This is a genomic window from Mesorhizobium terrae, from assembly GCF_008727715.1.
Lineage (GTDB): Bacteria > Pseudomonadota > Alphaproteobacteria > Rhizobiales > Rhizobiaceae > Mesorhizobium > Mesorhizobium terrae.
In genome coordinates this window covers 3,335,666-3,359,873 of sequence record NZ_CP044218.1, presented here as the reverse complement: position 1 = coordinate 3,359,873, position 24,208 = coordinate 3,335,666, and the positions used below count along the sequence as shown (strand labels likewise).

Genomic DNA, 24,208 nt, shown 5'->3' with positions numbered 1-24,208 from the left:
CTCAAAGGTCGGCTAGCGTGGGAATTGGCGACGAGAAATCGACCGTCGGCCGCACTTCGATGGCGCCGATGCGCGCCAGCGGATGGGTGCTGGCCACCCTGGCCGCCTCGTCGAGGTCGCGGGCGTCGATGACGATGATGCCGCCCAGCATCTCGCGGGTTTCCATGAACGGCCCGTCGGTGGACGACATCTTGCCGTCGCGCACCTGCACGGTCATCGCGCTCGACGGCAGTTCCAGCGCCTCGCCGGTGACGAAATGGCCGCTTTCCTTGAGCTTCTCGTCATGGTTGGCGCATTCGCCAAGGGCCGCATTGGATTCGGCGCTACCGTCGAACAGCTTCCTGGCATCGTAATAGATCAGGCAGATATAGCGCACGGGTCATCTCCTTCAGGTGCGTTGTTGACGCCCATTGTCGAACCCCGTCGCCTGGATTCGACATCGCCCGAAAAATTTTCTCGGAAAAAATTCCGGCCGGCCCGCGCAGTCGAAGAAGCCTAGCCCAACAGCCCCTTCACCAACCCGCTGGCCTTGCCGAAATCCATCTGCCCGGCGAATTTTTCGCGCAAGCCGGCCATCACCTTGCCCATGTCCTTGACCCCGGCGGCACCGGTCTCGGCGATCACGGCGCGGATCGCCGCCTCGGTCGCCGCCGCATCCATCTGCGTCGGCATGAAATCGCGGATGATGACGATCTCGGCGCGCTCATTGGCTGCGAGTTCCGGTCGGTTGCCATCCTCGAAGGCCTTGGCCGATTCCTCGCGCTGCTTCACCATCTTGGCCAGCAGCTGCAGGATTTCGTCGTCGCTGGCCGCGTCCTTGCCAGTGCCGCGATTGGCGATGTCGCGGTCCTTGATCGCGGCCTGGATCAGCCTCAGCGTGGTCAGCCGCGACTTGTCGCCGGCCTTCATGGCTGCCTTGACCTCTTCGGTGACCTTCTCGCGCATCGTCCTGCTCCTTGGTTTTGACCTGATAAATGGCATTTCGGCCGAAATCACAAGCTTGCGGCACAAATCCCGCCTTCGCCCGGCCCGCAACGATTGACCCTGCCCGCCCCTTCACTTATGGGAGGGCCTTGCAACCAAACTGGTTACATGGATTGGCGCGGGCAGGATTGCCCGGCGCTTTTTGGCGCGCAATCTATTGCCGGCTTGGTTACATCTTGTCCGCCTCTTGATGGAGAGCCGCCATGGCCACGACTGCCCCCTGGACCACCGAAAAGCCGACCGCCCTTCTGGTGCTGGCAGATGGCACGGTCATCGAAGGGCGCGGCCTCGGCGCCACCGGCTCGGCCGTCGCCGAAGTCTGCTTCAACACCGCGCTCACCGGCTACGAGGAAATCCTCACCGACCCGTCCTATGCCGGCCAGATCGTCACCTTCACCTTCCCGCATATCGGCAATATCGGCACCAATGACGAGGACATCGAGGACCTCAACCCGGCCGCGCGCGCAGGCGCCGTCGGCGCCATCTTCAAGGCCGATGTCACCGACCCTTCCAGCTACCGCGCCGCCGGTCATCTCGACCAGTGGCTGAAGCGGCGCGGCATCGTCGCGCTGTCGGGCATCGACACCCGCGCACTCACTGCGCTGATCCGCGAGAAGGGCATGCCCAATGCCGTCATCGCCCATGCGCCGGACGGTGAGTTCGACGTCGCCGACCTGAAGCGTCGCGCCGCCGAATGGACCGGCCTGCTCGGCCTCGACCTCGCCAAGGAAGTCACCTCCGGCCAGTCGTCGGTGTGGAAGGAAACACCGTGGGCCTGGGGCGCGGGCTATGGCGAACAGGCCGAGCCCACCATGCATGTGGTCGCCGTCGACTATGGCGTGAAGCGCAACATCCTGCGCCTGCTCGCCGGCCTCGGCGCCAAGGTCACCGTGGTGCCGGCCAAGACCGGTGCCGACGAGATCCTGGCGATGAAGCCGGACGGCATCTTCCTCTCCAACGGTCCCGGCGATCCTGCCGCCACCGGCGAATACGCCGTGCCGGTCATCAAGGACCTGCTCAAGACCGACATCCCGGTGTTCGGCATCTGCCTCGGCCATCAGATGCTGGCGCTGGCGCTCGGCGGCAAGACCGAGAAGATGCATCAGGGCCACCACGGCGCCAACCACCCGGTCAAGGACCACACCACCGGCAAGGTCGAGATCGTGTCGATGAACCACGGCTTCGCGGTCGACTCCAAGTCGCTGCCGGAAGGCGTTGAAGAGACTCACATTTCGCTGTTCGACGGCTCGAACTGCGGCATCACGCTGAAGGGCCGCCCGGTGTTCTCCGTGCAGCACCATCCGGAAGCCTCGCCCGGCCCGCAGGATTCGCACTACCTGTTCCGCCGCTTCGCCAACCTCATTCGCGCCAACAAGGGCGAGCCGGCACTGGCCGAGCGCTGAACAGCCCGCGCTAACTGATGACGCAATGAAAAAAGGCCCCGTATCGCGGGGCCTTTTGTTTGCCGGGTGCACCGGTTCTCAATGTCGCGTCGCGGTCACTTCGGCGCCGGCGCGCTGAGGAAGGCGTTGGCGGCAGCGGCCACCTGCTGCGCCTTCGCCGGATAAGCGAACACGCCCATATGGGTGGTGCCGGGCAGCACCAGCATCTGCGCCCTGGACGGTCCGTTGACGTCGCCATTGGCATGGCCGCCAAGCGCCGCGTGCATCTCGGCCAGATGACCGAGCGTGACGATATCGGCATCGCCGGCGATCAGCAATGTCGGCGCCTTCACCGCCTTGAGTTCGGCCGTCAGATCGAACGGCTTCAGCTCGAGCTGCTTGATCTTGGCGACCAGTCCGGGGAAGTCCGGCTTCGGCGACAGCTTCTGGTATTCGCCGACGATCGGCGTACCGGCAAACATATCGGCCGAAAGATGCTGCACCATCTCCTTGTGGCCGGCGGCGAGGCCCTTGTCGCTGGCGGCGGCAGACACCACCACCAGCCGTTCGACACGATCGGGATGACGCAGCGCCATCTGCAGAGCGACATTGCCGCCCATCGAATAGCCCAGCACCGAGGCCTTCTCGACACCAAGCTTGTCGAGCAGGCGGGTGACGTCGTCGGCCATCGCCTCGTGGCTGAGCGCACCGTCGCGATCGGCGGTGCGCCCATGGCCCTGCAACTCCACCGCGATCACCTTGTTGGTTTTGGCAAGCTCGGCAAGGCTGCCCGCCCAGTTGGTCTCGATGGTCATGAAGGCGCCATGCAGCAGCACCAGCGGCGGCCCCTCGCCCCGGATCTGGTGATGCAGTTCGATCGGCTGCGGTGCCGGTGCCTCCTGCGCGGAGGCAGGTGCGAGGGTGGAAAAAAGCGCGAGCAAGGCCGCGCCCGCGATGGATAGCGGTTTCATGGGATGTTCCTGTGTTTTTGGGGGATCAGCGGTCCCCAACCGGACCGTATGCGGCCGGTTGGGTACGCTAGAGGTTCGGAAAGTGCCGGCCCGAAGGCCGACCAGAGGTCCGGCAGCCTGAAATCAGGCGGCCAGTAATCAGGCGGCTACCAGTTCGCCGAGCAGTTCTTCGAGCTGGTCCATGGTGGCCTGCGCGCCGGCTTCCATGCCCGAGGCGACCATGCCGTCGCGGTCCTCGATGCTCTCGAAGCGCGAAATGCCGGTGTAGTGGGTCTTGCCGTCGACCTCCTCGAGGCGATGGGTTTCAATCACCGGCCTGTCCTCGAACATGCCTTCCAGCGCGAAGGTGTTGACCAGCTTGCCCGGCTCGTCGACTTCCAGATATTTGCCGAAGAAGATGAAGATCGAGCCGTCATGCATGGTGTGCTCGAAGCGCCATTCGCCACCGGTACGGGGATCGAGCTTGATCACCTTGGTGGTGCCCATGGCGCGTGAACCCCACCAGCGGGCGACATGTTCGGGCTGGGTCCAGGCCCGCCACACCAGCGCGCGCGGCGCGTCGAAGGTGCGGGTCATGCGGACGATTGGCTCACCCTCGGGGGCCTCGACGTGCATCTTGTTCATTTCGGTTTCCCTATGCTTTTCTGGAATGTCACTGCTTGTTGGTGTCGTCGCCGCGCTGCATCTCGGCGAGATAGGCGTCGAGCTGGTCGAGATTGTCCCGCCACAGGTCCCGGTAGGCTGCCACCCAGCCGTCCAGATCCTTGAGCGGTCCGGCCTGGAGCTTGCAGTAGCGGTATTGGGCGTCCTTCTCGCGGCTGATCAGTCCGGCCGTCTCCAACACCTTGATATGCTTGGAAACCGCCGCCAGGCTCATCTGGTGCGGCGCCGCGAGCTCGCCGACGCTTGTCTGCCCCTGGGCGAGACGCGCCAGGATGGCGCGCCGCGTCGGATCGGCCAGGGCGGCGAAGGTGAGCGAGAGAGGGTCCGTTGCCATTCATTCAACCTTTCAGTTGTTAACCTATTAGTTGAATATATGGAGCGGCATTTTATTGTCAACCAATTGGTTGAATAAAAATTCGCCGCATCCCGAACCGCCCGCAAATGCCGCCAGAAAAACAAAAAAGGCGGCCGAAGCCGCCTTTCCTTCCATGCCCGTTCGCCGTGGGGTCAATGCCCGCCGGCAGCACTTTCCTGCGGATGCATCTGTTCCACTTCCTTCGGCGTCGGTCTCGCCACCTTGGTGACGAAAACGATCACCGCCAGCGCCAGGAAGAACGCCGCCAGCACATAGGGCGCGCCGCCAAACGTCACTGGCGCGTCAGGCCCGGTGAACCATGAGAAGATCCCCGTATAGAGCAAGGGCGTGATGATCGAGGTGATCGAGAAGATCGAGGTCATCGCCCCCTGCAATTCGCCCTGCGCCGAAGGCGGCACCTTGCCGGCGGCCAGGCTCCTCAGCGGCGGGTCGGCCAGCGCCTCCAGGCAGCCCGCCACGATGACGGCGTAGATCATCCAGCCCTGCATGGCGAAGGCGTAGCCGATGGCGCTGGCGGCGGTGAAGCTCAGGCCGATCGCCGCTGTGCGCCACTCGCCGAGCGCCGGAATGACGCGCGGCAGCACCGTTGCCATGATGATGGCACCGCACAGGCCGAAGGCGCCGAGCGACAGGCCGATCTGCGTTTCGCTCCAGCCATAGCGGTAGCTGGAAACGAACGACCACACCGCCGGATAGACCATGTGGCCGAGCGTCATCAGGAAGAACACCAGCCCGATCCAGCCGATGCCCGGATAATTGCGCATCTGCAGCAGAGTGCCGACCGGGTTCGCCCGTTTCCACTCGAAGCGGCGGCGGTGTTTCTCATCCAGCGTTTCCGGCAGCAAAAACAGCGCGATGAGGAAGTTGAGGAAGGCCAGGCCCGCCGCGAAATAGAACGGCACGCGCGGCCCGAACGTGCCAAGCAGGCCGCCCAGCACCGGGCCGATGACGAAGCCGACGCCGAAGGCGATGCCGAGCAGGCCGAAATTCTTGGCCCGGTTCTCGTCGTTCGAAATGTCGGCGATATAGGCCGAGGTGGTCGAATAGCTGGCGCCGGAAATGCCGGCCAGCACACGGCCGATGAACAGCATCGGATAGGACCAGGCGATGGCGCAGATCAGATTGTCGATGGAAAAGGTCAGTACCGAGGCGAGCAGCACCGGCCGGCGCCCGAAACGGTCGCTGAGGCCGCCGATCACCGGCGCGAACACGAATTGCATGGCGGCATAGGCGAAGAACAGCCAGCCGCCCTCGATCGCCGCCTCGCTGACACCGACGCCGGTCAGTTCCTGCAGATAGGCAGGCAGCACCGGCATGATGATGCCGAAGCCGATGATATCGAGCAAAAGCGTGGTGAAGACGAGGATCAAACCCCGCCTTGCGGTCTTGGCTTCAAGCATGATCGCGCATCCCTCATCCGCCGGGCCGCGGCGGGACGGTCCTTATAGGCGAAGCTTGTCACAGGAACAATGGAAGAACGTTCTCATGCCATTTCTCCTGACAGCAGCCGCCAGGACGAGGCCGTTTTCGCGATGCAATCCGCCAGGCGGTCAGCCTTACGGCACCGGGTGGCCTTCGCTGGCTTCCAGAATGGCGAACCAGTGCTGGCGGTCGAGATCGATGTCGAGCGCCTTGACCAGCTGGCCGAGCCGTTCCGGCTTCATCGTGCCCAGCACCGGAACCAGCCTGGCCGGATGCCGCAGCAGCCAGGCGATCGCCATCGCCGAGATGTCGTTGACGCCATGCGCCTCCGCCGCCCGCGCCAGCGCCTTGCGCACCCGCTCCTCGCGTTCGCCCTTGCCGGTGAACAGCGAACCGCCGCCGAGCGGCGACCAGATCATCGGCGCGTAGCGCAGCCGCTGCGCGTGGTCGAGCCGGCCGTCATAGAGCGCCGAGGTCTCCAGCACCGAATGTTCGATCTGGTTGGTGACGATCGGGAACGGCAGCCGCGAGGCAAGCAGGTCGAACTGCGACGGCGTGAAGTTGGAAACACCGATGGCGCGCACTTTGCCGGAACGCACCACATCCTCAAGCGTCCGCGCCGTCTCGTCGGCCTGCGTCAGCGGGTCGGGCCGATGCAAAAGCAGAAGGTCGAGATAGTCGGTGCGAAGATTGACGAGCGAACGCTCCACCGAGGCCGCGATATGCGCCGCATCGGTGTTGTAGTGCTCGATCCAGTTGTCCGGCCGGTTGGCCGAGATCAGCATGATGTCGCATTTGGTGACGAGCTGGATCGCCTCGCGCCTGCCCTTCCAGCGCGCCAGCCCGGCGCCGAAGGCAGCTTCCACTTCGTAATCGCCATAGATGTCGGCATGGTCGAAACTGGTCAGGCCGAGATCGACGGCAGTTCCGATCAGCCGCGCCACCGCCTCGGCGTCCGGCCGCTCCGGCCCATCCAGCAGCCGCCAGGCACCGAACACCAGACGCGACAGGGAAAGCTCCGCGCCAAGCGCGATGCGTCGTTCAATCGCCATTTATGCCTGCCGTCAGATCGGGTTGTTGAAGGTGTCGCAGCTCGAAAGCTTGCCGGAATCGAAACCCGCCTTGAACCACTTCTGCCGCTGCGCGGAGGTGCCGTGGTTGAAGCTTTCGGGCACGACGTAACCCTGCATCTTCTTCTGCAGCGTATCGTCGCCGATCTGCTTGGCCGCGTTCAGCGCGCTCTCCAGGTCGCCCTTCTCCAGAAGGCCCTTCTGCGCGGTGTAGTGGCCCCAGACGCCGGCGAAGCAGTCGGCCTGCAGTTCGACCTGCATCGACATGTGGTTGGCGTCCACCTCGCTCATGCGCTGCCGCATCTGGTTGAACTTGGGCAGGATGCCGGTGAGGTTCTGCACATGGTGGCCGACCTCGTGCGCCACGACATAGGCATTGGCGAAATCGCCTGATGCGCCGAACTGGTTGGCGAGCTGATCGAAAAAGGCCATGTCGAGATAGACCTTGTGGTCGCTCGGGCAATAGAACGGCCCGGAAGCGGCCGAGGCGAAGCCGCAGGCCGAACGGATCTGGCCGCTGAACAGCACCAGCTTCGGCTCCTCGTAGGTCAGCCCATTGGCCTTGAAGATGCCGTTCCAGACGTCCTCCGTCTCGGCCAGCACCGTTCCCACGAACTGCTTCATCTCGTCATTGGCCGGCGCGCCCTGCCCGGGCTGGCCGGACTGCGTGTACTGGCCGTTGCCGCTGCCGCTGTCCAGCAGCCCGCCACCGCCGCCCAGCACCTGCATCGGATCGATGCCGAGGAACTTCAGCCCGAAATAGAGCACCACCAGGATGATGATGCCCGAGAGACCGCCGCCGCCGGCGCGGCCGCCGATCGGGATGCGAAACTGGCCGGGGCCGCCACCCAGGCCGCCGGGCGTGCCACCGCCGCTGTCGCTGCGATCGTCCTCGATATTGTCACTCTGACGGCGACCTCTCCAGAGCATGGCAAGTCCTCGTATTGAATAGCGCTTCGGCCGCTTGGCCGAATGCGATCAGTGTTATCGCAACGGTTGTGGCAAGTCACAGGATTTTTGGTTTGGCGGGCATGCGCGAAAGCCCGAAAAATCCCATCCCAACTCTGGCACAGACGGCCGCGCCGGGACGCCAATCTTCACTTTTGGCTTCGACGCTGTAACGGGTGCGCTCAGGCGGGTTCGGCCGGAGCCTTCCTTGCCGCTTCGCTTGCCTTGATCAGGGCCCGCACCTTTTCCTCGTCCTGCGGCGTCGCCGGATTGTAGACCACCATGCCGAGGTCCGGCCTGCCGTCGACGGCGAAGGCCGAAAACTCCAGGGCGATCATGCCGCCGGAGGGATGCTGCAGATATTTGGCGCCTTCAAAATGAGCGCGGATGTCGGTCTCGCGCCACATCTCGGCGAATTCCGGGCTCAGCAGGCTGAGTTCCTGCACCAGCGCCCGGACGTTTTCGCCGGCGCCTGCACGCGCGGCATCGACTCTGAAACCCGCCACGACGAACCGGGCGACGCCTTCCCAGTCCGTCTGTTTTGCGCGGACGCGTGGATTGAGGAAGACGAGGCGCAGAATATTGCGCTGTTCGGGCGCGAGCATGCCGTAGTCGGTCAGCACCGCGGCCGCGGCCGCGTTCCACGCCACCACGTCCCAGGTCGCGGTCTTGATGTAGGCCGGGCTGATCTCGAACGCGTCCAGCACGCGCTGCAGGCGCGGCGAAACGCCTTCCGATGGCCGGTAGCGGACCTCCGGCGGCCGGCCGAGCCCGAGCAGGAACAGGTGTTCGCGCTCGACATCGGTCAGCATCAGCGCGCGCGAAATGCGGTTGAGCACGTCGGCCGAAGGCGCACCGCCCCGCCCCTGCTCCAGCCAGGTGTACCAGGTGGCGCTGATGTTGGCGCGCTGCGCCACCTCCTCGCGCCGCAGGCCCGGCGTGCGCCGCCGCGCGCCTGAAAGACCGAAGGCTGCCGGATCGAGCTTCGCCCGCAGCCCCTTCAGATAGTTGCCGAGCGCATTCTCCGCCATGCAGACCACGCTCGTCTGATTTTCGCCAACGACCGGCATGTTCGTCCTGTTAGTTATTATACCTGTATAACATCACTACTTTACCAGGATATCACACTGATCCACATCGGTCTCCATTCCAGTCAGGAGACCATCTTCATGCGTATATTCGTTACTGGTGCCACCGGCTTTGTCGGTTCCGCCGTGGTTCAGGACCTCCTCGCGGCCGGACACGAGGTCATCGGCCTCGCCCGCTCCGAGGGTGCGGCTGCATCCCTCACGGCGGCTGGAGCCACCGCGCATCGCGGCTCGCTCGATGACCTCGACAGCCTGCGCCGTGGCGCGGCGGCCGCCGACGGCGTGATCCACACCGGCTTCATCCACGACTTCTCGAAATTCAAGGAGAGCTGCGAGACCGACCGGCGTGTCATCGACGCGCTCGGCTCGGCGCTTTCCGGTTCCGGTCGCCCCTTGGTCGTCACCTCGGCGACCGGCCTGCTTGAGGGACGCCCGCTCGCCACCGAAAACGATGCGGCCATTTCCGGCCCGAATCCGCGTGTCGCGTCGGAAGAAGCCGCTGCAGCGCTTGCAAGCCGGGGCATCAATGTTTCGGTTCTGCGCCTCGCGCCCTCGGTGCATGGCGAGGGGGATCACGGCTTCGTGCCGATGCTGATCGATCTTGCACGCCGCAAAGGCGCGTCGGCCTATGTGGGTGACGGACAGAACCGCTGGCCGGGCGTACACCGCATCGATGCCGCACGACTTTTCCGGCTGGCGGTTGAGAAGGGTTCGGCCGGCGCCCGCTACCACGCGGTTGCCGAGGAAGGCATTCCGTTCCGCGAGATTGCCGAGGTCGTCGGTCGCCGCTTGCAGCTCCCTATCGTCAGCCTGTCGCACGAGGAAGCGAACGCCCATTTCGGCTGGCTTGCGCATTTCGCGGCGATGGACAATCCGACGTCGAGCGCACAGACCCGGGAATGGCTTGGTTGGCACCCGAACCAGCCGGGGCTGATCGCCGATGTCGACGGGCCGGGCTACTTTAAAAACTAAGCGGGGCTCCCGGGGCCTGTAGCCCGCGGCCCTTACAACCCCTTCGCCATCGCCTTGCGAAAGGCTCCCAGCGTCTCGGCGCTGACATGGTGCTCTATGCCTTCGGCGTCGATGCGCGCCGTCTCCGCGCTCACGCCCAGCGCGCGCAGGAAAGCCTCCACCGTCTGGTGGCGGTCGCGGCTTTCCTCGGCCACCTTGCGGCCGGCGTCGGTCAGGAACACGCCGCGATAGGGCTTGCGCGACACCAGCCCGTCGGCGCACAGCCGGGTCAGCATCTTGGCCACCGTCGGCTGCGCCACGCCCAGCCGCGCCGCGATATCAACCTGGCGCGCCTCGTTGCCGTCCTCGATCAGGTCGGCGATCAGCTCGACATAATCCTCCACCAGCGCGCTGCGGCGCGCTTCGCGGGTCTGGCGAAAACCTTCCGAATGCACTTCGGCATCCGGCAGCGGCTCGTCGCGCGGAACGGATTTCGGTCTCGACGCCAATCGTTTCTCCCAGGACTGATCCGGCCTTCCGCTTTTATAGCATGGGCTTTGATTTTTCAGGGACATTTATGCCGCCACGCCGAACGTACCGGAAACCCGCCCTTTTTCGTGCTGCACCACCCGAAGCGGAACAGCGCTCTAGTCGCCCCTTAAGCGAAAAAGCTGGCACAATCAAAAAGCCAAGACAATGAAATATAGCATATTGCATAATGTTGAGCATGGGCATAAGTTCACCCTGCCAGTTCATACATTCCCCGCAGGATCATAAGCATGCAAGACGCCGAGACCGCCGACACGCTATCCGCCGGCAGGCAATTCTTCCGGCCGATGGGCGATGCCAGGCCGAGCCTGCCGGAGGTCAATTCCACCATCGCCGTGCCAACCACCGGCGTCTGGTTCCGCCGGCTGTTCGCCTTCATGGGCCCTGGCTACATGGTCTCCGTCGGCTATATGGATCCCGGCAACTGGGCCACCGACCTCGCTGGCGGCGCCCAGTTCGGCTACACGCTGCTTTTCGTCATCATGCTGTCCAACCTGATGGCGATCCTCCTGCAGGCGCTGGCCGCCCGCCTCGGCATCGCCACCGGCCGCGACCTCGCCCAGGCCTGCCGCGCCTATTATCCCAAGCCCGTCGCCTACGCCTTGTGGGTGGCCTGCGAACTCGCCATCATCGCCTGCGACCTCGCCGAGGTCATCGGCACCGCCATCGCGCTCAACCTTCTGTTCGGCATCCCGCTGATCGGCGGCGCGCTGATCACCGCGCTCGACGCCTTCCTGGTGCTGCTGCTGATGAACAAGGGCTTCCGCTATCTCGAAGCCTTCGTCATCGCCCTGCTCATCGTCATCTTCGGCTGTTTCGCCGTGCAGATCTTCGCCGCAGCGCCGCCGGCCGGCTCGATCCTGCATGGCCTGTTCGTGCCTTCGTCCGAGATCGTCACCAACCCGGCCATGCTTTATGTCGCCATCGGCATCATCGGCGCCACGGTCATGCCGCACAATCTCTACCTGCACTCCTCCATCGTGCAGACCCGCGCCTATCCGCGCACCGAACCCGGCAAGCGCGACGCCATCAAATGGGCGACGCTCGATTCCACCATCGCGCTGATGCTGGCGCTGTTCGTCAACGCCGCCATCCTCATCGTCTCGGCCGTCGCCTTCCACGGCAGCGGCAACCAGGACGTCGCCGAGATCGGCCAGGCCTTCCAGCTCCTGTCGCCGCTGCTGGGCTTGAGCATCGCCTCGACCTTGTTCGCCGTCGCCCTGCTCGCCTCGGGCCTCAATTCGACGGTGACTGCGACGCTCGCCGGCCAGATCGTCATGGAGGGCTTTCTCCATCTGCGCATCCCGCAATGGGCGCGCCGGCTGCTCACCCGCGGCCTCGCCATCATCCCGGTGGTCGTCGTCACCGCGCTCTATGGCGAAAAGGGCACGGCCGAGCTTCTGGTGTTCAGCCAGGTCGTCCTGTCCATGCAGCTTCCCTTCGCGGTCATCCCGCTGGTCCATTTCGTCTCGGACCGCGAGAAGATGGGTTCCTTCGCCATCTCGCGCGGCGTCGCGGTGCTGGCCTGGGTGGTGGCAGCACTCATCCTCGGCCTCAACTTCAAGCTGCTCTACGACACCATCATCGGGCTCGGCTAAGCCCGGTTGCAATTCGCGAAAATGCGCTAGGATGAACGGCGGCGCGGAAGCAATTCCGCGCCGCCGCAAATTTTTGACCGAGCGCCATGACCAAGATCGCCGAAGTCCGCCGCTTCTATGCCCGCCTGCTCGCCTTGCAGGCAGGCGCCCAGGACCCGCGCCTGGAAAAGGCCTTCGCCACCGTACCGCGCGAAGCCTTCCTTGGCCCCGGCCCGTGGACCATCGTCGCCGGTTTCAAGCATCCCGTCGAAACGCCGAGCGCCGATCCCGTCTACATCTACCAGAACAACCTCGTTGCGCTGGACCATGCCAAGGGCATCAACAATGGCGAGCCGCTGCTGCACGCCATGTGGATGGCCAGGGCGGCGCCCAGGCCCGGCGAACATGTCGTCCATGTCGGCGCCGGCACCGGCTACTACAGCGCCATCCTGTCGAAGCTGGTCGCGCCCGGCGGCAGCGTTTCGGCCTATGAGCTCGAAGCCGATCTCGCCAAGCGGGCGCGCGAAAACCTCGCCGGCTTTGACAACGTCACCGTGATCCACGCCGACGCCGTGCAAGCGGAGCTGCCCGCCGCCGACATCGTCTATGTCTGCGCCGGTGTCGTGGCACCGCCGGCATCATGGCTGCAGGCGCTCAAGCCCGGTGGCCGGCTGGTCTTCCCCTGGCGGCCGTCCGAGGCGATCGGGCTCGCCGTCATGGTCACGCGCCTCGACAAGGGCTTTGCCTGCGATCCGTTCATGCGCTCCTGGTTCATCCCCTGCGTCGGCGCCTCGCACAGCGATGCCGCCACCAAGGCTCCCACTCGCGCAGAAGCCGAGCACAGCCGCTCGCTGGTGCTGACCGCGAAAAAGGCCCCGGACAAGACCGCCACCGCCATCTTCGGCGATGTCTGGTTCTCGTCGCGGAGCCTTACGGCAAACGGCAGGCCGAACTAAACGCGACCTACTCCGCCGGCACCGCCGCCGGCTCGGCGCCACGGCGGCTGGCCAGCAGCACGCCGAGCGCCGCCAGCGGGAACAGCGCGGCGACGACACCGAGGTCGACCGGCCCGCCGAAGCGCAGCACCGCGCCGCCCACCACGGCGCCCAGCGCCACGCCGAAATACAGTGCCGAGGCGTTGAGCGAGAGCACGATGGGTGCAGCGTCCGGCGCCAGCTTGACGATGCGGCTGGCCTGCGCCGGCGGTAGCGCCCAGCCGATCAGGCCCCACAGCACCATCAGCGCGAACAAGAGCGGCACCGCCAGCGCGGGCGGCAACGCCGGCACCGCCGACAACAGCGCCATGATGCCGGTCAAAAGCGCCAGCGACCCGCCGACCGTGCGCGTTGCGCCGATGCGGTCGGCCAGCTGGCCGCCGGCGATGTTGCCGGCGACCGCACCGACGCCGAAGGCGAGCAGCAGCGCCGGCAGCGCGATCTCGCCGAGGCCGGCGCCCTGCATGGCCAAAGGCGCGATGTAGGAGAACACGGTGAAGGCGCCGGTCAGCGCCAAGAGCGTCGTCGCCAGCACCGGCAGCACGCCGGGGCGCAGCGCGGCGCCCAGCCGCGCCTGCAGCGACAGCCGCGTGCCGGTCATGCCGCGTGGAAGCCGCCATGCCAGCACCAGCCCGGCCAGCGCGCCGAAGGCGGCAATGGCGAAGAAGGTGCCGCGCCAGCCGGCGAAGGTCGCCAGCAATGCGCCCAGCGGTGCGCCGATCGCCACCGCCACCGTTGTGCCGCCAACGACGACGGCGATGGCGCGAGCGCGGTGATGGCTGTCGACCATCGCCACCGCTGTCGCTTGCGCGGTCGCGGCGAACAGGCCGGACGCCAGCGCCATCACGATGCGGGCGGCCAGAAGCACGGCGAAGGAGGAGGACAGCCCGGCCACGACATTGCCGAGCACGAAGAAGGCCAGCGTCCACAGGATGACGCGGCGGCGGTCCCAGTCGCCGGTCAGCGTCGCCAGCACCGGCGCGCCGACCGCATAGGCCAGCGCGAAGGCGGTGATGAGGGTGCCGGCCAGCGGCACCGAGATGCCGGCGTCGGTGGCGATCTCCGGCAACAGGCTGGAGACGACGAACCCCTCGGTCGAGATGGTGAAGGAACCGAGCGCGAGCCAGAAGATGCGCTTGTCCATGGCATGATCCTTTGTTCAAAAATCATTGAACAATTGAACCTGACTTGGCGATTTGTCAATTCCATGCCACAAGGCTCCTGTCAGCCTCATGTCAGTGGACCGCGCAACCGGCGGTTTGCCGGCGCATTGAACCGGGCCGAAACAGGCCTTACCTTGGGCGCATGTCGATGACCCTGCCGCACCCCACCACCGACCAGATCAGCCTGCCGCTGGTGCTCTCCGTGCTCGGCGATCCGACCAGGCTCGCCATCGTCGCCCACCTCGCCCGCCGCGAGGGCGTGCCGATGAACTGCAGCCGCTTCCTGGCGCTCGGCTCGAAGACCAATCTCAGCTACCACCTGGCCAAGCTGCGCGAAGCCGGCATCACCCGCACCGAAGTGGTCGGCACCAGCCGCCTCATCACGCTGCGCCGCGCCGATCTCGACAGCCGCTTCCCCGGCCTGCTCGACAGCATCATCGCCGGCGCCGGCCTGGAAGCCATCCCCCGCATCGAGGAAGCGTTCGAAGCGGGTTGAGGGGCGGCAGGGCAGACAGACGCCGCAATCGGGCGGCTGATAGCGCTACCCCGCGAAAGGTCAGGAACTCGGTTCGGGATCGCAGATAATGCGATAGCAATCCGCATATTCGAAATAGTCGACAGTACCCCGCTCGGGCGGCTGTCCCTCATTGGCGTATCTTTGAAGGATACGAGAGCATTGCGCTTCCCTGGGAGACGCAACGCTACCACCCGTGTACAGGCTGTACCCGGCCAGGATCAGGCATCCCAGACTGGCAGCAAAGAACAAGGGCCAAAATTTCTTCATCGGGAAGCAGTATTCCGTCTTCCGTTGCTCGGCAATCGAAACGATGCGAAATTATTAATAGTTGTCGTCGCCCTCAAGATCGCGGGCGGCGGTGGTGGGTTGGGCGTGGCGCGGAGACTTTGCGAGATCGTGGCTAACGCCTGCGCTCCTGTCCGCCCGCATATCTCGGCAGGTCCGCAATCGCCGTCTCGAAAGCTTCCCGTATATCTGTTTGGCTGAACCGCTGATCCCACAATTCGGTCATCAGGTGATTGATGGCCAAAGGCAGGAAGGGTTGGTCAGGCCAGGGGTTGCTGTCGTGCAGCTCACGCAATGCGACACCGAAACTCTGCGTAACGCTCGTAGCCCGCAACTGCCATGCGTCTTCCGGGTTGCCCAGATCCATTGGTTTGGTCATGCCCATTCTCCTCAATGCCCGTCATGAAAGCTTTGCCCAGGTGCTGGCAAAGGGCAAGACGGCAACCTTTTCGGGGAAATCGTCACTTAGCCCATATTTATTGCGTTAAATAAAACTAGTTTTTTGCCGAGAGCCCCGCAGCGGAAAACTTTGACAGCTATTCACCTATGCGGGAACGTAAGTTCCGGAGATAATTTTGGGGGACTAATGAAATTTGGGCTCGCTGTCGCTGCATTCTGTGCAGGAATTTGCTTCGCTGCGTCGTCTGCTTCAGCCGGACAAGGGGAGCGAAACAACATCAATTTCTTGGCTGGGAAGAGTGACGCCTATTTGAGCAAGGCTGCGACAATGGCCGGCGATATGGTCGCCGTGACGCAGAGATGCCGGTTTGAGCCGACTGAAGGTGGTAGAGCCATGCTTGCTCTCCCCGTCATTTTGTACGACGGGATGGATAAGCATCTGACGCCAGATCGGTCTAAGTTCCAGAAAGCCATCCACGTCTACGAGAGGGCTTTTGCGATCGCCGTCCAGCGAGCGGGGGATTGCAGAACTGAAAAGGCCAGAGATCCAACGCTGTATCGATAGATTCGGCCTTCGGATCGCAACTAAACCCTTACGCGGCGTTAGATCGAAAGCAGATTGAAGCGCCAGAAGCAGGCGGCTTAGAGCTAGCAGGGTAAGCTGCTGCGCCTCGACACTTGGAGATCATGGCTTCGGGCCATGGCCAGCAGCCAGTCGGGAGGGTAGCCCGGCGCGAGATTTTAGGAGCCATCTGATATCTTGGCCAAAGCCGTGGCATCCGCCCTGGCTGGATTCTCAGAGAGGCGTTGCGGATGGGGGCCATTTGCCAGGATTGCGGGCTAGATACGACGCCGCGCCCGGTAACCAAGGGAACTTGGGAGTGGTACATGGTGCTACCTGAGATATGGGCCCAAGCGGGCATGCCGCCTATGGTTCCCAACGAGCACGGCCTGACCGACGAAGAGTTCCTTTGCATAGGCTGCATAGAGGCGCGTCTTGGGCGGCTTTTGAACGCATCGGATTTCACTTCGCAGCGTGTTAACGAACCTTCGGAGTTTGACACGCCGCGACTAGTCTCCCGCAAAGGCACATAGTCCTCTACGCGCGCTGGTAGGCAACGGCCGCCGAAGATTGCCGTCTCGGTTAAGTGTGCGCAAAGGCCTCGTGAGAGACTGGTCGCTGAAAGATGACAGGCTAAGCTCGGCGCCAGAAGCACGCGGCTTGGTATCTCTCATTTTCCTGGTCTGCTGTGCCAGATCGCGCAGACCGAGGGTAGGTTGGTTCGCTCATCGATCGTACGAGATTTGGACGCTATTCTAAGGCCGTTAGCGGCGGCGGCGGCATTTGCGTTCGCAAAATCACGATCATTGCCCACAGCCCACGTCCACCGGATGGCCTTGTCGGTCGAAGACCATTTGACTTTGACAGCGCGAACAGGATCGGAAGATGTTCCACCGACGACCCTGCACTGGATGGAAACTGGCAACTTGTTGCGGGCGCGCATTTTGTCGGCCTGACGCATGGCGGCGTCATATTGGAGCCAACCGCCCGCGCTTTTCGCGGGTCCATGAGAAACCTCACTAGATGACTGACACCCGGCAATTGCTAGAGCCGAGAGTAACGCCAGTATCGACAGGTTGAGCGAAAACGTTTTCCCCATGCTTTTTCCCCCGATTCTTTGGGAGAGCAAATCACGCGGTCCTATTGCTGTCGAGCACTACAAACTATCACGCAAAGACTTCGGAGGATTCAGACATGAAAGAGCGGCACTTGGGGTGCCTAGAGACAGCTTACCTGCCCGGCAGCAGCAGTCGCAGCCAGCCCGCAAACAACTATTCCGAGGACTGCAATTATGCCGTGTCCGGCGATTTGGAAGTAGCTGGTCTGCCGCAGCGTGGGGATTGCCGCCGACAACAGAAGTGTCCCGGCACAATAAGCGGCGAACGCAAAATACATCCAGACGAGTGGTCGTATGTATATCGGGATTACCACCCAGCAGCTCGCGAACGAATACGGCCCAGCAGTGTAAAACGCCGCAACCGACAGCGCCGCCCACAGCAAACTATGCACGAGTAGCGAAACATCCCGGGCATTTCTGCCATGCTCACGTTGAAGGCCCGCCACGTCCACTCCCCCAATGCCTCTTGTGAAATCTTTGTCCAAGCGCCGGCAAAGGGCAAGACGGCGGGTGAGCCGAGCGGGCCGCAGGCGGTGTTCTCCTGGGCGAAGAAGCGAAAAACGAACTCCGCCGCCGGCGCGAAGGCGGGCGGCGGATGAAAATGCAAACAGCCCAGGCAGAATCTACTTCAACTTGTCCTTGACCTTGTCCAAGGCAGCCACGGCGCATTCTTCATCCAGGTTCCCGCCAGGGGCGCCGCCGATGCCAATCGCACCGATGGTTTCATCGCCGATCTTGATGGGAACGCCACCGGCGAGGACCAGATATCCGGGAATGTCGGCCACGCCGGCGGCCCCGGGATTTTCCTGCACCGTTTTTGCTATCGCGCTCGTCGGCGAACGAGAAGAAGCCGAGGTGAACGCCTTTGCCTGCGCGGCACCGACGGTGTGAGGACCAGCGGCATCGGCCCGCAAAAGCGCCCGGAGCAAGCCGGCGCGGTCGACCACCGCGACCGAGACATTGTAGCCCTTGGCACTGCACGCCGCGACGCCTTCTTGAGCCAGTTCGGTTGCCGTTGCCAAAGAGATATTTCTTTCGTGCAACTCTTCGGCAGATGCCGCCGATCCGATCGCAAACAGAGCAAAAGACGCGCAAACAAGTTTCTTCATCTTAGCCTCCCAAACGTTTGTCGAGCTCCTGGCATGAACATGCCGGGATGATTGAAAGTTGTCGGAATCGATCGAGATATTTGACGGAATAGCGCCCTCCTCTTGTTCCATTCCAGCGGAGGCCCCACGCCCGGGAAACTTGTCAAATTCAAGAAACCACATGCGATCCGGGCCGACAAGCAAAAGCTCGCCAAAGTGGCAACGCCGGCGAGGCGCCCGAACTTCCCATGCCTCTGCGAGGCAGGCCGAGGTATCCGGGCCGCCGAAGGCAACGCGTCGAAGCGGCGGCGGAAGGCCTGGTTGAACGACGAGATGTCGGAGAAGCCGGCTTCGTAGGCGATGTCTATGATGGCGCTTGCGACCCGCGCGGGTTCAAATCAAGACGGCCGATGAAATCATGCACGAAAGCCAGCCGTTCGCCGCGCGGTATGTCCTCGGTCGTCAGCGGCTGCATGTGCGATTGAACAGCGCTCACCAGCCCCCTCGCTCAGCGCATTATTCGTCCCCACGATACACGATTAGCTTCACGTCCCGCCCTCCCCCGCTCTTCGAAGCCCTCTCCGAATGCGGACAGAAGACACGCGACAGCCATCCCCACGGGCTAGAACTGGGCGATGTTCTTGATCATCGGCACCAGGAATATCGCCACCGCCACCAGCCCGAATGCCCACAGCGCGATGGGGCCGAAAAAGGCCACCGGCAGCAGGATGGCCCAGGGCGCGTGGCGCACGATCTTCTTGCGCAGGGCATAGGCGGCCAGCACCAGGCTGTAGGCACCGCCGATCGTGGTTGTCAGCGCGACGAAAGAAACCACCACCGCCAGCCCCTTGGCAAGGAGACCGTACTCCATCAGCGCCGGGCTCCAGGCGAAGACGGTCACCGCCGTGCACAGCGCCGTCCAGGTGAAGACCGTCAGCGCTGTCCTGAGGAAGTCCACATAATCCCTGGCAACCTCGTGCCTGGCCATTTTCGGCTGGATGCTTTCGGACATTTCCGCCCTCCCCGGCTGCGCCTGATGCGGCAATCGCTCTTATTGCCTGCCATGGAACCGCATGGCCCGGAAGGCCGCCAAAGGCAATCGGATGCCGGCGACAATCGTGATCGGGATGGGTTTGGAGCAGTCGGCCGCCTGCGTCCCCTAATTGGCTTTGACCAGCACCACGCGCCGGTTCTTGGCGCGGCCGTCATCGGTGTCGTTTGAAGCAACGGGCGCCATCATGCCGGCCCCGGCCGCGGTCAGCCTGTTGGTGTCGATGCCATATTGGGTTGCCAGCGCGGACTTGACCGCATTCGCCCGGCGCGACGACAGATCGACATTGTGATCGAAGCTGCCCTGGTTGTCGGTATGGCCAACCACCAGAACCGCCATCTTCGGCTCGTTCGAGAGCAGCGTCGCGATCTCCTTGAGCGTCGGATCGGACTGCGGTTTGATGTCGGCCTTGTCGGTATCGAAATAGATGCCATAGAGCGAGATCGAGCCGTTGGCGGTCAGGCTCTCCTGCATTTTCGCGGCCTCGACGACAACCATCTTCTTGTCGCGCGCCTTGGGTTCCAGCACATGGACGATGGCAATGGTTCGACCGTTGAGTTCCTTGCAATAGAGCGTGTCCATCAGCGTGTAGGTCTGGACGGCCACATAGGCGTCACCGCCGTCCTGGGGCATCCTGGCTGTGAAATAGCGCTGGTCGGCAATCGAGGACGCCAACGCGCATTTGCCGTTGCTAAAATCGGCGTCCTTAAGGTCCGATGCCGAAAAGGAATACATGGTCAGGCTCATATCGCCACCGCCGCCATCGGACGAGCGATCCGAGGCGCCGCCGCATTCCTCCTTCTTGCATTGGAACAGCACTTCGCCGCCGCCTTGCGCGATCACGTCCTCATAGTTGCGAAGCACCTCCAGCGGCGAACGCTGGGCCGGCAGCACATAGGCGATGCGGGTAAGGGCGCCTTCCGCGTCGATCTTCTTGTCGGGAGCAAAAACGCGGTTGTTGTTCTTGTCGCGCGCGTCGGGATCCTGGCTCACCTTGAGCGGCGACAGCGGCAGGCTGAAGTCGGTATAGGCCAGCTTCTCATACGAGACGATGAAGGACCCTTCATAGCGCTTGACGAGGGCATTGTCGGAAGCGCCGTCAATGTCTGCCGTCGGGACGGTTGCGTCGGCGAAACTGAAATTGGTGGCGCCGACAAGCAATGAAAACGTTGCGGCCAGCAGTTTCGCGGCCAAAGCGAAGAAGCGCGTTCTCATGGTTCCCCCTCCCAGATGAGACGAGGCCAAGAAAATCACACATGGCGCTGACCGACAAGCAACAGCGCTTCGGGGCCTGCATCACAGCCCCAGCGCCTGAGAGAATGGACAGTTAACGTTCCCGCTATACTCTGGAATGGGAAAGTACGGAGGGGGTAATCATGGTTTTGGTGAATACGGTTTCCACCACGGCCACTGCGGCGCTAAAGCTGATGAGTGTCACGACGGCAGGCAGCCCAGCCCCTGTTGGGCGGATTGCTTCTGGTCTCAACCCGGTTTCCACGCGCTCGCTGTCTCCCACTGTGTCCGACGCGTTGTTGAAAATTCAGCAGCTTGTTTCAGGCAGCGCGCAAGAGAGCGGCAATCTCGCCAAAGCGATCGTCTCGGCGGAAAAAGCGAAATGGCTGCAGTCGCTCGGGGCCGACAGCTGGGTCGTGAAGGACCAGCCTCAACTCGGCGATGCCGAATTGCGCGAGCAGGTTATGGCCAATGCCGCTCAAAACGGCACCGCCAGGCTGGCCGGTTTCTCCGAGGCGCTCGCCAATGGCACGCTGAAAATCCAGCGAGCTTCGGAAATCCCGGAACTGGGCTACCGTACCGTTCAGGTCGATCTCTACAGCGGCGGAAACAAGATCGGCGGCGCCGGTTATTCGGAATTCAACAAGGATTACTGGCTTGCCCAACGCCAGGCCGGGACGTTTCTTGGCCTCGGCTCCATCAATGGCACCGACTATGTGATGAGCTGGGCAATGCCGTGGGAAGCGGACAACGCCTCGCTCGGCACCGGCATCTATGCCAAGAGTTAGCTTCCGACGCAGGCGGCAGGCGGGATAAGCGCCAGTTCGAACAGGAAGGTAGCGAAACCATGCCCATCAAAGCCGTTCGCCGGACCGTATTCGCCATCAGCGCCGGCGTGGCTTTCGCCTTCGCGCTTCTACCATCGACGACCCCCGCCAGCGCCGCCGACGGCACCGAGACCATCGTGCTGATCCGCCACGGCGAAAAACCGCCGCAGGGGTTGGGACAGCTCAATTGCCAGGGCCTGAACCGGTCGCTGCGCCTGCCGGCGGTCGTCAAGGCGCGGTTCGGGGTGCCGGCCGCCATCTTCGCGCCAAATCCGGCCGATCAGAAGACCGACCAGGGCGAGGCCTATGACTATGTCAGGCCGCTTGCCACCGTCGAACCGACGGCGATCGCCTTCGGCCTGCCGGTCAATGCCGGCATCGGCGTCGAGGACATTTCGAAGCTGCAGGCGAGGCTCGAGGACAAGGCCTACGCCAATGCGCTTGTTCTCGTCGCCTGGGAGCACAAGCAGCTCGTCAAGCTGGCGCGCAAATTGATGAAGGATCACGACGGCGATCCCGACAGCGTGCCCAAATGGCAGGGCGACGATTTCGACGGCATCTATGTGGTCAAGCTCAGCCGCAAGGGCGGCGACACCGCCGCCACCTTCGCCAGGCAAGCGCAAGGCCTCAACGGCCAGCCCGCCACCTGCCCCAACTAGCCCGAAGAAGCCCCGCGCGAGGTTTGCACCCACGTGGCAGGCAAACCCGCCAGCCGGCCGCCGCGCAGCGCCGCCGGGGGATCAAAATTGTTCGCCTTGGCCCATTCGAGACGGGCTGGCGGCGCGCGCGGCGCCTGCCTATAACAACAATGGCTCAATTTCGGGCTGGGGAATACTTGAAATGAAGAACTGGACAATCGCCGCCTCAGCGGCGGCGCTGACGCTTGCCGTCATGGGATCGGCTAAGGCCGACGATCTGGTGTTTACACTGAAGAACGGCACCAACTCCGTCCTCAATGCCTTCTACACCTCGCCGGTCGGCGAGGATAACTGGGAGGAGGACGTGTTCGGGCAAAACGCGCTGGCGCCCGGCGGCAGCGTCACCATCACCATCAAGGACGGTCGCCGCGCCTGCAAATACGATATGCGCTTCGAGTTCCAGGGCGATGATCTCGACGATCTCGAGGACACCCAGGATCTTTGCCAGATGAGCGACTACACCATCACCGAATAACGAAGGACAGCCCGGTCACCACGCGGTGACCGGGCGCCGTCGCAGCGCAGCACTCAGGCCGGGGGCGTTGGCTGCAGCCAGCGGCCGGTCGCATACCAGATCGCCGAAACGATCAGGATCGACGCATAGCCGTCCAGCGAATAATGCCAGCCGGTATAGACGGATCCAAACATGATCACCGCGGCAAACAGCCAGCCGGCGAGCCCCGCCCATCTGTTGATGGAGGCAAGCAGGCAGGCGTTCAGGCAGGCGACGGCGACATGCATGCTGGGCATGGCCGAAATGCCGCTGCCGAGATCGGCGTGGCCGGACAGATAGAGGCTGTAGAGATAGTCCGAGAACGAGGCCGCGCCGCCGATATTCGCCAGGCCGATCAGCTTGGCGTCGAGTTCGGCGAAACGCGTCGAGCCCAGGATGCGATCGTAGAAGATCGGCCCGCCGGACGAGAAAATCGCCGCGACGATCAGGCCGCCGATCACGAAGGTCAGCGCCAGCGCCCAGTAATAACGAAGCTGGGTCCGGACGCTGGCGCAGAAGGCGAGCGCGATCGGCACGCAGAGCCACTCCAGCGTCCACAGATATTCATAGGCGTTAAACAGCCATCCCGCCCAGAACCGGCCTACCGCGGCATGGGCAAAGCGCCATGGCGAGTGCCCGTAGAGCGACTTGTCGGCGTTCGCCAGCCACTTGTCGGCCCAGAACGGCACCACCTCGGGGAACGTCGTCTTCAGCGTCGAAAACGCCGCCAGGCACAACGCGAAACCGACGGCCACGAAAAGCGCGTTCGCCCAGCGAGAGTTCACCTTGTCGTGGACATAACGAACCGGGCTGTCCCAACCGGCAATGAGGGACGGTACCCCAAGGGCGATGACCACGATGACCGGCGACGCCAGCGTCATCATCGCCAGGTGCCAGGCGGTCAGGTCGAGATAGGCCCTCGGCGATACGGTAAAGCTGACCAGGCACCAAACCGCGACGAACAGGACGAGCTGATGAACAGCCGTAACGCCCGTGAGCCGTCCTCGCTCAACCGTCTCGATCGTCATGCGGCTGCCCCAGTACACGCCTGGAGAAGAGACTATGCGGCCGTTCTTACTGAGACGTTACCAATCAAGCGATCGAACAGGAACACCAATGGCTTAGCCGTCGCGACCAACGGCCTGCCTTGCGCCTGAAACCCTACCCGCCTCACCTGCGCTCATAGGGTTTCAGCGTCATCGCGAAGATGCGGGTCAGCGCCCTCACCGCCTCCTCGCGCGAAACGCGGCCGGCAACGGCATCCTGCGCCAGCGCCTCGGCGGCGCCCAGCAGCCCCTTGTAAAGGACGTCGGCATCGGCCGGCGCCATGTCGATCAGCCCGACAAAGGCCTTGCGGTAGCGCTCGACATAGCCGTCGCGCAGCACCTGGCGGAATGCCGCCGTCTCCTCCGTCGCGGCAAGGGCGGCAAATGTGGCGCCCATTTCGGGGCCCATGTCCAGCACGCACCCGACATAGGACGAGGCAAAGATCTGCGAAACAGCTTCCACCGTGTCGCCGCCGGCTTCCAGAACCCTCGCCTGCGCCGCCAGCTGGCGGTCGTTGTATTGGTCGCACAATGCAACCAAAAGGCCGGCGCGCGTGCCGAAATGTTCGTAGGCGATCGGCTTGGACACGCCGGCGCGTTCGGCCACATGGCCGAGCGTCAGCCCGTCGGTGCCCTCGTCGGCGATGATGGCGCGCGCCGTCTCCAGCAATTGCAGGCGACGGTCCGCTTTCGCCAGTCTTTTCGTCACGCCTTCGTTCATGCCCGTCACCGTCGCGAATTATTTTGGCCAGC

General features: G+C 63.6%; 28 protein-coding genes. 9 read left to right on the top strand and 19 right to left on the bottom strand.

The features are described from left to right. Nucleotide 1: 1 nt before the first annotated feature. Together FZF13_RS17480 and FZF13_RS17475 are read right to left on the bottom strand one after the other, a co-directional pair. On the bottom strand, nt 2–376 hold the full coding sequence (locus FZF13_RS17480) for a YciI family protein (RefSeq protein ID WP_024923677.1): 375 nt from the start codon (nt 374–376) through the stop codon (nt 2–4). Between the two features lie 119 nt (nt 377–495). Continuing rightward, complete coding sequence (locus FZF13_RS17475; RefSeq protein WP_024923678.1) at nt 496–945, bottom strand: GatB/YqeY domain-containing protein; 450 nt, start codon at nt 943–945, stop codon at nt 496–498. Between the two features lie 242 nt (nt 946–1,187). Here FZF13_RS17475 and carA point away from each other — a divergent pair, with 242 nt between their 5' ends. Further along, on the top strand, nt 1,188–2,387 hold the full coding sequence (gene carA, locus FZF13_RS17470) for a glutamine-hydrolyzing carbamoyl-phosphate synthase small subunit (RefSeq protein WP_024923679.1): 1,200 nt from the start codon (nt 1,188–1,190) through the stop codon (nt 2,385–2,387). A 95-nt stretch (nt 2,388–2,482) separates the two neighbouring features. Here the strand turns inward: carA and FZF13_RS17465 are convergent, their stop codons facing one another. The 7 genes from FZF13_RS17465 to FZF13_RS17435 form a co-directional block, all read right to left on the bottom strand. Continuing rightward, nucleotides 2,483–3,337, bottom strand: coding sequence for an alpha/beta fold hydrolase (locus FZF13_RS17465; protein ID WP_024923680.1), 855 nt, complete (start codon nt 3,335–3,337; stop codon nt 2,483–2,485). Between the two features lie 138 nt (nt 3,338–3,475). Further along, entirely contained in the window at nt 3,476–3,961 is a 486-nt protein-coding gene (locus FZF13_RS17460) for an SRPBCC family protein (RefSeq protein WP_024923681.1), read from the bottom strand. A gap of 28 nt (nt 3,962–3,989) precedes the next feature. After that, complete coding sequence (locus tag FZF13_RS17455) at nt 3,990–4,334, bottom strand: ArsR/SmtB family transcription factor (RefSeq protein ID WP_024923682.1); 345 nt, start codon at nt 4,332–4,334, stop codon at nt 3,990–3,992. 173 nt (nt 4,335–4,507) lie between these two features. Further along, on the bottom strand, nt 4,508–5,776 hold the full coding sequence (locus FZF13_RS17450) for a TCR/Tet family MFS transporter (protein ID WP_024923683.1): 1,269 nt from the start codon (nt 5,774–5,776) through the stop codon (nt 4,508–4,510). 156 nt (nt 5,777–5,932) lie between these two features. After that, on the bottom strand, nt 5,933–6,850 hold the full coding sequence (locus tag FZF13_RS17445) for an aldo/keto reductase (protein WP_024923684.1): 918 nt from the start codon (nt 6,848–6,850) through the stop codon (nt 5,933–5,935). 12 nt (nt 6,851–6,862) lie between these two features. Beyond that, nucleotides 6,863–7,798 (bottom strand): KPN_02809 family neutral zinc metallopeptidase, encoded by a 936-nt coding sequence (ypfJ, locus tag FZF13_RS17440; RefSeq protein WP_024923685.1) that lies wholly within the window; start codon nt 7,796–7,798, stop codon nt 6,863–6,865. A gap of 200 nt (nt 7,799–7,998) precedes the next feature. Then, nucleotides 7,999–8,847 carry a helix-turn-helix transcriptional regulator gene (locus FZF13_RS17435; RefSeq protein WP_024923686.1) on the bottom strand — a complete coding sequence of 283 codons (849 nt, stop codon included), beginning with the start codon at nt 8,845–8,847 and terminating at the stop codon, nt 7,999–8,001. 138 nt (nt 8,848–8,985) lie between these two features. Between FZF13_RS17435 and FZF13_RS17430 the strand changes: the two genes are divergently transcribed. Next, nucleotides 8,986–9,876 (top strand): SDR family oxidoreductase, encoded by an 891-nt coding sequence (locus FZF13_RS17430; RefSeq protein ID WP_024923687.1) that lies wholly within the window; start codon nt 8,986–8,988, stop codon nt 9,874–9,876. A gap of 32 nt (nt 9,877–9,908) precedes the next feature. On the opposite strand, the gene mntR is transcribed toward FZF13_RS17430, so the two are convergent. Then, nucleotides 9,909–10,364 (bottom strand): manganese-binding transcriptional regulator MntR, encoded by a 456-nt coding sequence (gene mntR, locus FZF13_RS17425; RefSeq protein ID WP_024923688.1) that lies wholly within the window; start codon nt 10,362–10,364, stop codon nt 9,909–9,911. Between the two features lie 327 nt (nt 10,365–10,691). Here mntR and FZF13_RS17420 point away from each other — a divergent pair, with 327 nt between their 5' ends. Continuing rightward, a complete protein-coding gene (locus FZF13_RS17420; protein ID WP_244431138.1) occupies nt 10,692–12,002 on the top strand; it encodes an Nramp family divalent metal transporter in 1,311 nt (436 codons plus the stop codon). Between the two features lie 86 nt (nt 12,003–12,088). Then, entirely contained in the window at nt 12,089–12,937 is an 849-nt protein-coding gene (locus FZF13_RS17415; RefSeq protein WP_024923690.1) for a protein-L-isoaspartate O-methyltransferase family protein, read from the top strand. Between the two features lie 7 nt (nt 12,938–12,944). Here FZF13_RS17415 and FZF13_RS17410 read toward each other — a convergent pair whose 3' ends face one another. Further along, nucleotides 12,945–14,120 carry an MFS transporter gene (locus FZF13_RS17410; protein ID WP_024923691.1) on the bottom strand — a complete coding sequence of 392 codons (1,176 nt, stop codon included), beginning with the start codon at nt 14,118–14,120 and terminating at the stop codon, nt 12,945–12,947. 167 nt (nt 14,121–14,287) lie between these two features. On the opposite strand from FZF13_RS17410, the gene FZF13_RS17405 reads away from it, so the two are divergent. Then, nucleotides 14,288–14,635 carry an ArsR/SmtB family transcription factor gene (locus FZF13_RS17405; RefSeq protein WP_024923692.1) on the top strand — a complete coding sequence of 116 codons (348 nt, stop codon included), beginning with the start codon at nt 14,288–14,290 and terminating at the stop codon, nt 14,633–14,635. A gap of 421 nt (nt 14,636–15,056) precedes the next feature. Here the strand turns inward: FZF13_RS17405 and FZF13_RS17400 are convergent, their stop codons facing one another. Next, a complete protein-coding gene (locus FZF13_RS17400) occupies nt 15,057–15,320 on the bottom strand; it encodes a hypothetical protein (protein ID WP_024923693.1) in 264 nt (87 codons plus the stop codon). Between the two features lie 1,252 nt (nt 15,321–16,572). Then, nucleotides 16,573–17,001, bottom strand: a complete 429-nt coding sequence (locus FZF13_RS17390) for a hypothetical protein (protein WP_137901925.1) — start codon at nt 16,999–17,001, stop codon at nt 16,573–16,575. Between the two features lie 440 nt (nt 17,002–17,441). Here FZF13_RS17390 and FZF13_RS28980 point away from each other — a divergent pair, with 440 nt between their 5' ends. Continuing rightward, nucleotides 17,442–17,618, top strand: coding sequence for a hypothetical protein (locus FZF13_RS28980; RefSeq protein ID WP_161773048.1), 177 nt, complete (start codon nt 17,442–17,444; stop codon nt 17,616–17,618). A 24-nt stretch (nt 17,619–17,642) separates the two neighbouring features. On the opposite strand, the gene FZF13_RS17385 is transcribed toward FZF13_RS28980, so the two are convergent. The 4 genes from FZF13_RS17385 to FZF13_RS17370 all read right to left on the bottom strand — a co-directional run bounded on the left by FZF13_RS17385 (nt 17,643) and on the right by FZF13_RS17370 (nt 20,373). Next, on the bottom strand, nt 17,643–18,128 hold the full coding sequence (locus FZF13_RS17385) for a GlcG/HbpS family heme-binding protein (protein ID WP_024923695.1): 486 nt from the start codon (nt 18,126–18,128) through the stop codon (nt 17,643–17,645). 343 nt (nt 18,129–18,471) lie between these two features. Further along, nucleotides 18,472–18,603 (bottom strand): hypothetical protein, encoded by a 132-nt coding sequence (locus tag FZF13_RS29440; RefSeq protein ID WP_275040842.1) that lies wholly within the window; start codon nt 18,601–18,603, stop codon nt 18,472–18,474. A 126-nt stretch (nt 18,604–18,729) separates the two neighbouring features. After that, entirely contained in the window at nt 18,730–19,119 is a 390-nt protein-coding gene (locus FZF13_RS17375; RefSeq protein WP_024923697.1) for a hypothetical protein, read from the bottom strand. A gap of 147 nt (nt 19,120–19,266) precedes the next feature. Next, a complete protein-coding gene (locus FZF13_RS17370) occupies nt 19,267–20,373 on the bottom strand; it encodes an OmpA family protein (RefSeq protein ID WP_024923698.1) in 1,107 nt (368 codons plus the stop codon). A 161-nt stretch (nt 20,374–20,534) separates the two neighbouring features. Between FZF13_RS17370 and FZF13_RS17365 the strand changes: the two genes are divergently transcribed. The 3 genes from FZF13_RS17365 to FZF13_RS17355 all read left to right on the top strand — a co-directional run bounded on the left by FZF13_RS17365 (nt 20,535) and on the right by FZF13_RS17355 (nt 22,391). Beyond that, nucleotides 20,535–21,179 (top strand): hypothetical protein, encoded by a 645-nt coding sequence (locus FZF13_RS17365; RefSeq protein ID WP_024927821.1) that lies wholly within the window; start codon nt 20,535–20,537, stop codon nt 21,177–21,179. A gap of 59 nt (nt 21,180–21,238) precedes the next feature. After that, a complete protein-coding gene (locus tag FZF13_RS17360) occupies nt 21,239–21,877 on the top strand; it encodes a hypothetical protein (RefSeq protein WP_024923700.1) in 639 nt (212 codons plus the stop codon). 181 nt (nt 21,878–22,058) lie between these two features. Beyond that, entirely contained in the window at nt 22,059–22,391 is a 333-nt protein-coding gene (locus FZF13_RS17355) for a hypothetical protein (RefSeq protein ID WP_024923701.1), read from the top strand. A 53-nt stretch (nt 22,392–22,444) separates the two neighbouring features. Here the strand turns inward: FZF13_RS17355 and FZF13_RS17350 are convergent, their stop codons facing one another. Beyond that, nucleotides 22,445–23,437 carry a phosphatase PAP2 family protein gene (locus FZF13_RS17350; protein WP_024923702.1) on the bottom strand — a complete coding sequence of 331 codons (993 nt, stop codon included), beginning with the start codon at nt 23,435–23,437 and terminating at the stop codon, nt 22,445–22,447. Between the two features lie 142 nt (nt 23,438–23,579). Then, nucleotides 23,580–24,176, bottom strand: a complete 597-nt coding sequence (locus FZF13_RS17345; RefSeq protein WP_036254288.1) for a TetR/AcrR family transcriptional regulator — start codon at nt 24,174–24,176, stop codon at nt 23,580–23,582. Nucleotides 24,177–24,208 lie beyond the last annotated feature (32 nt).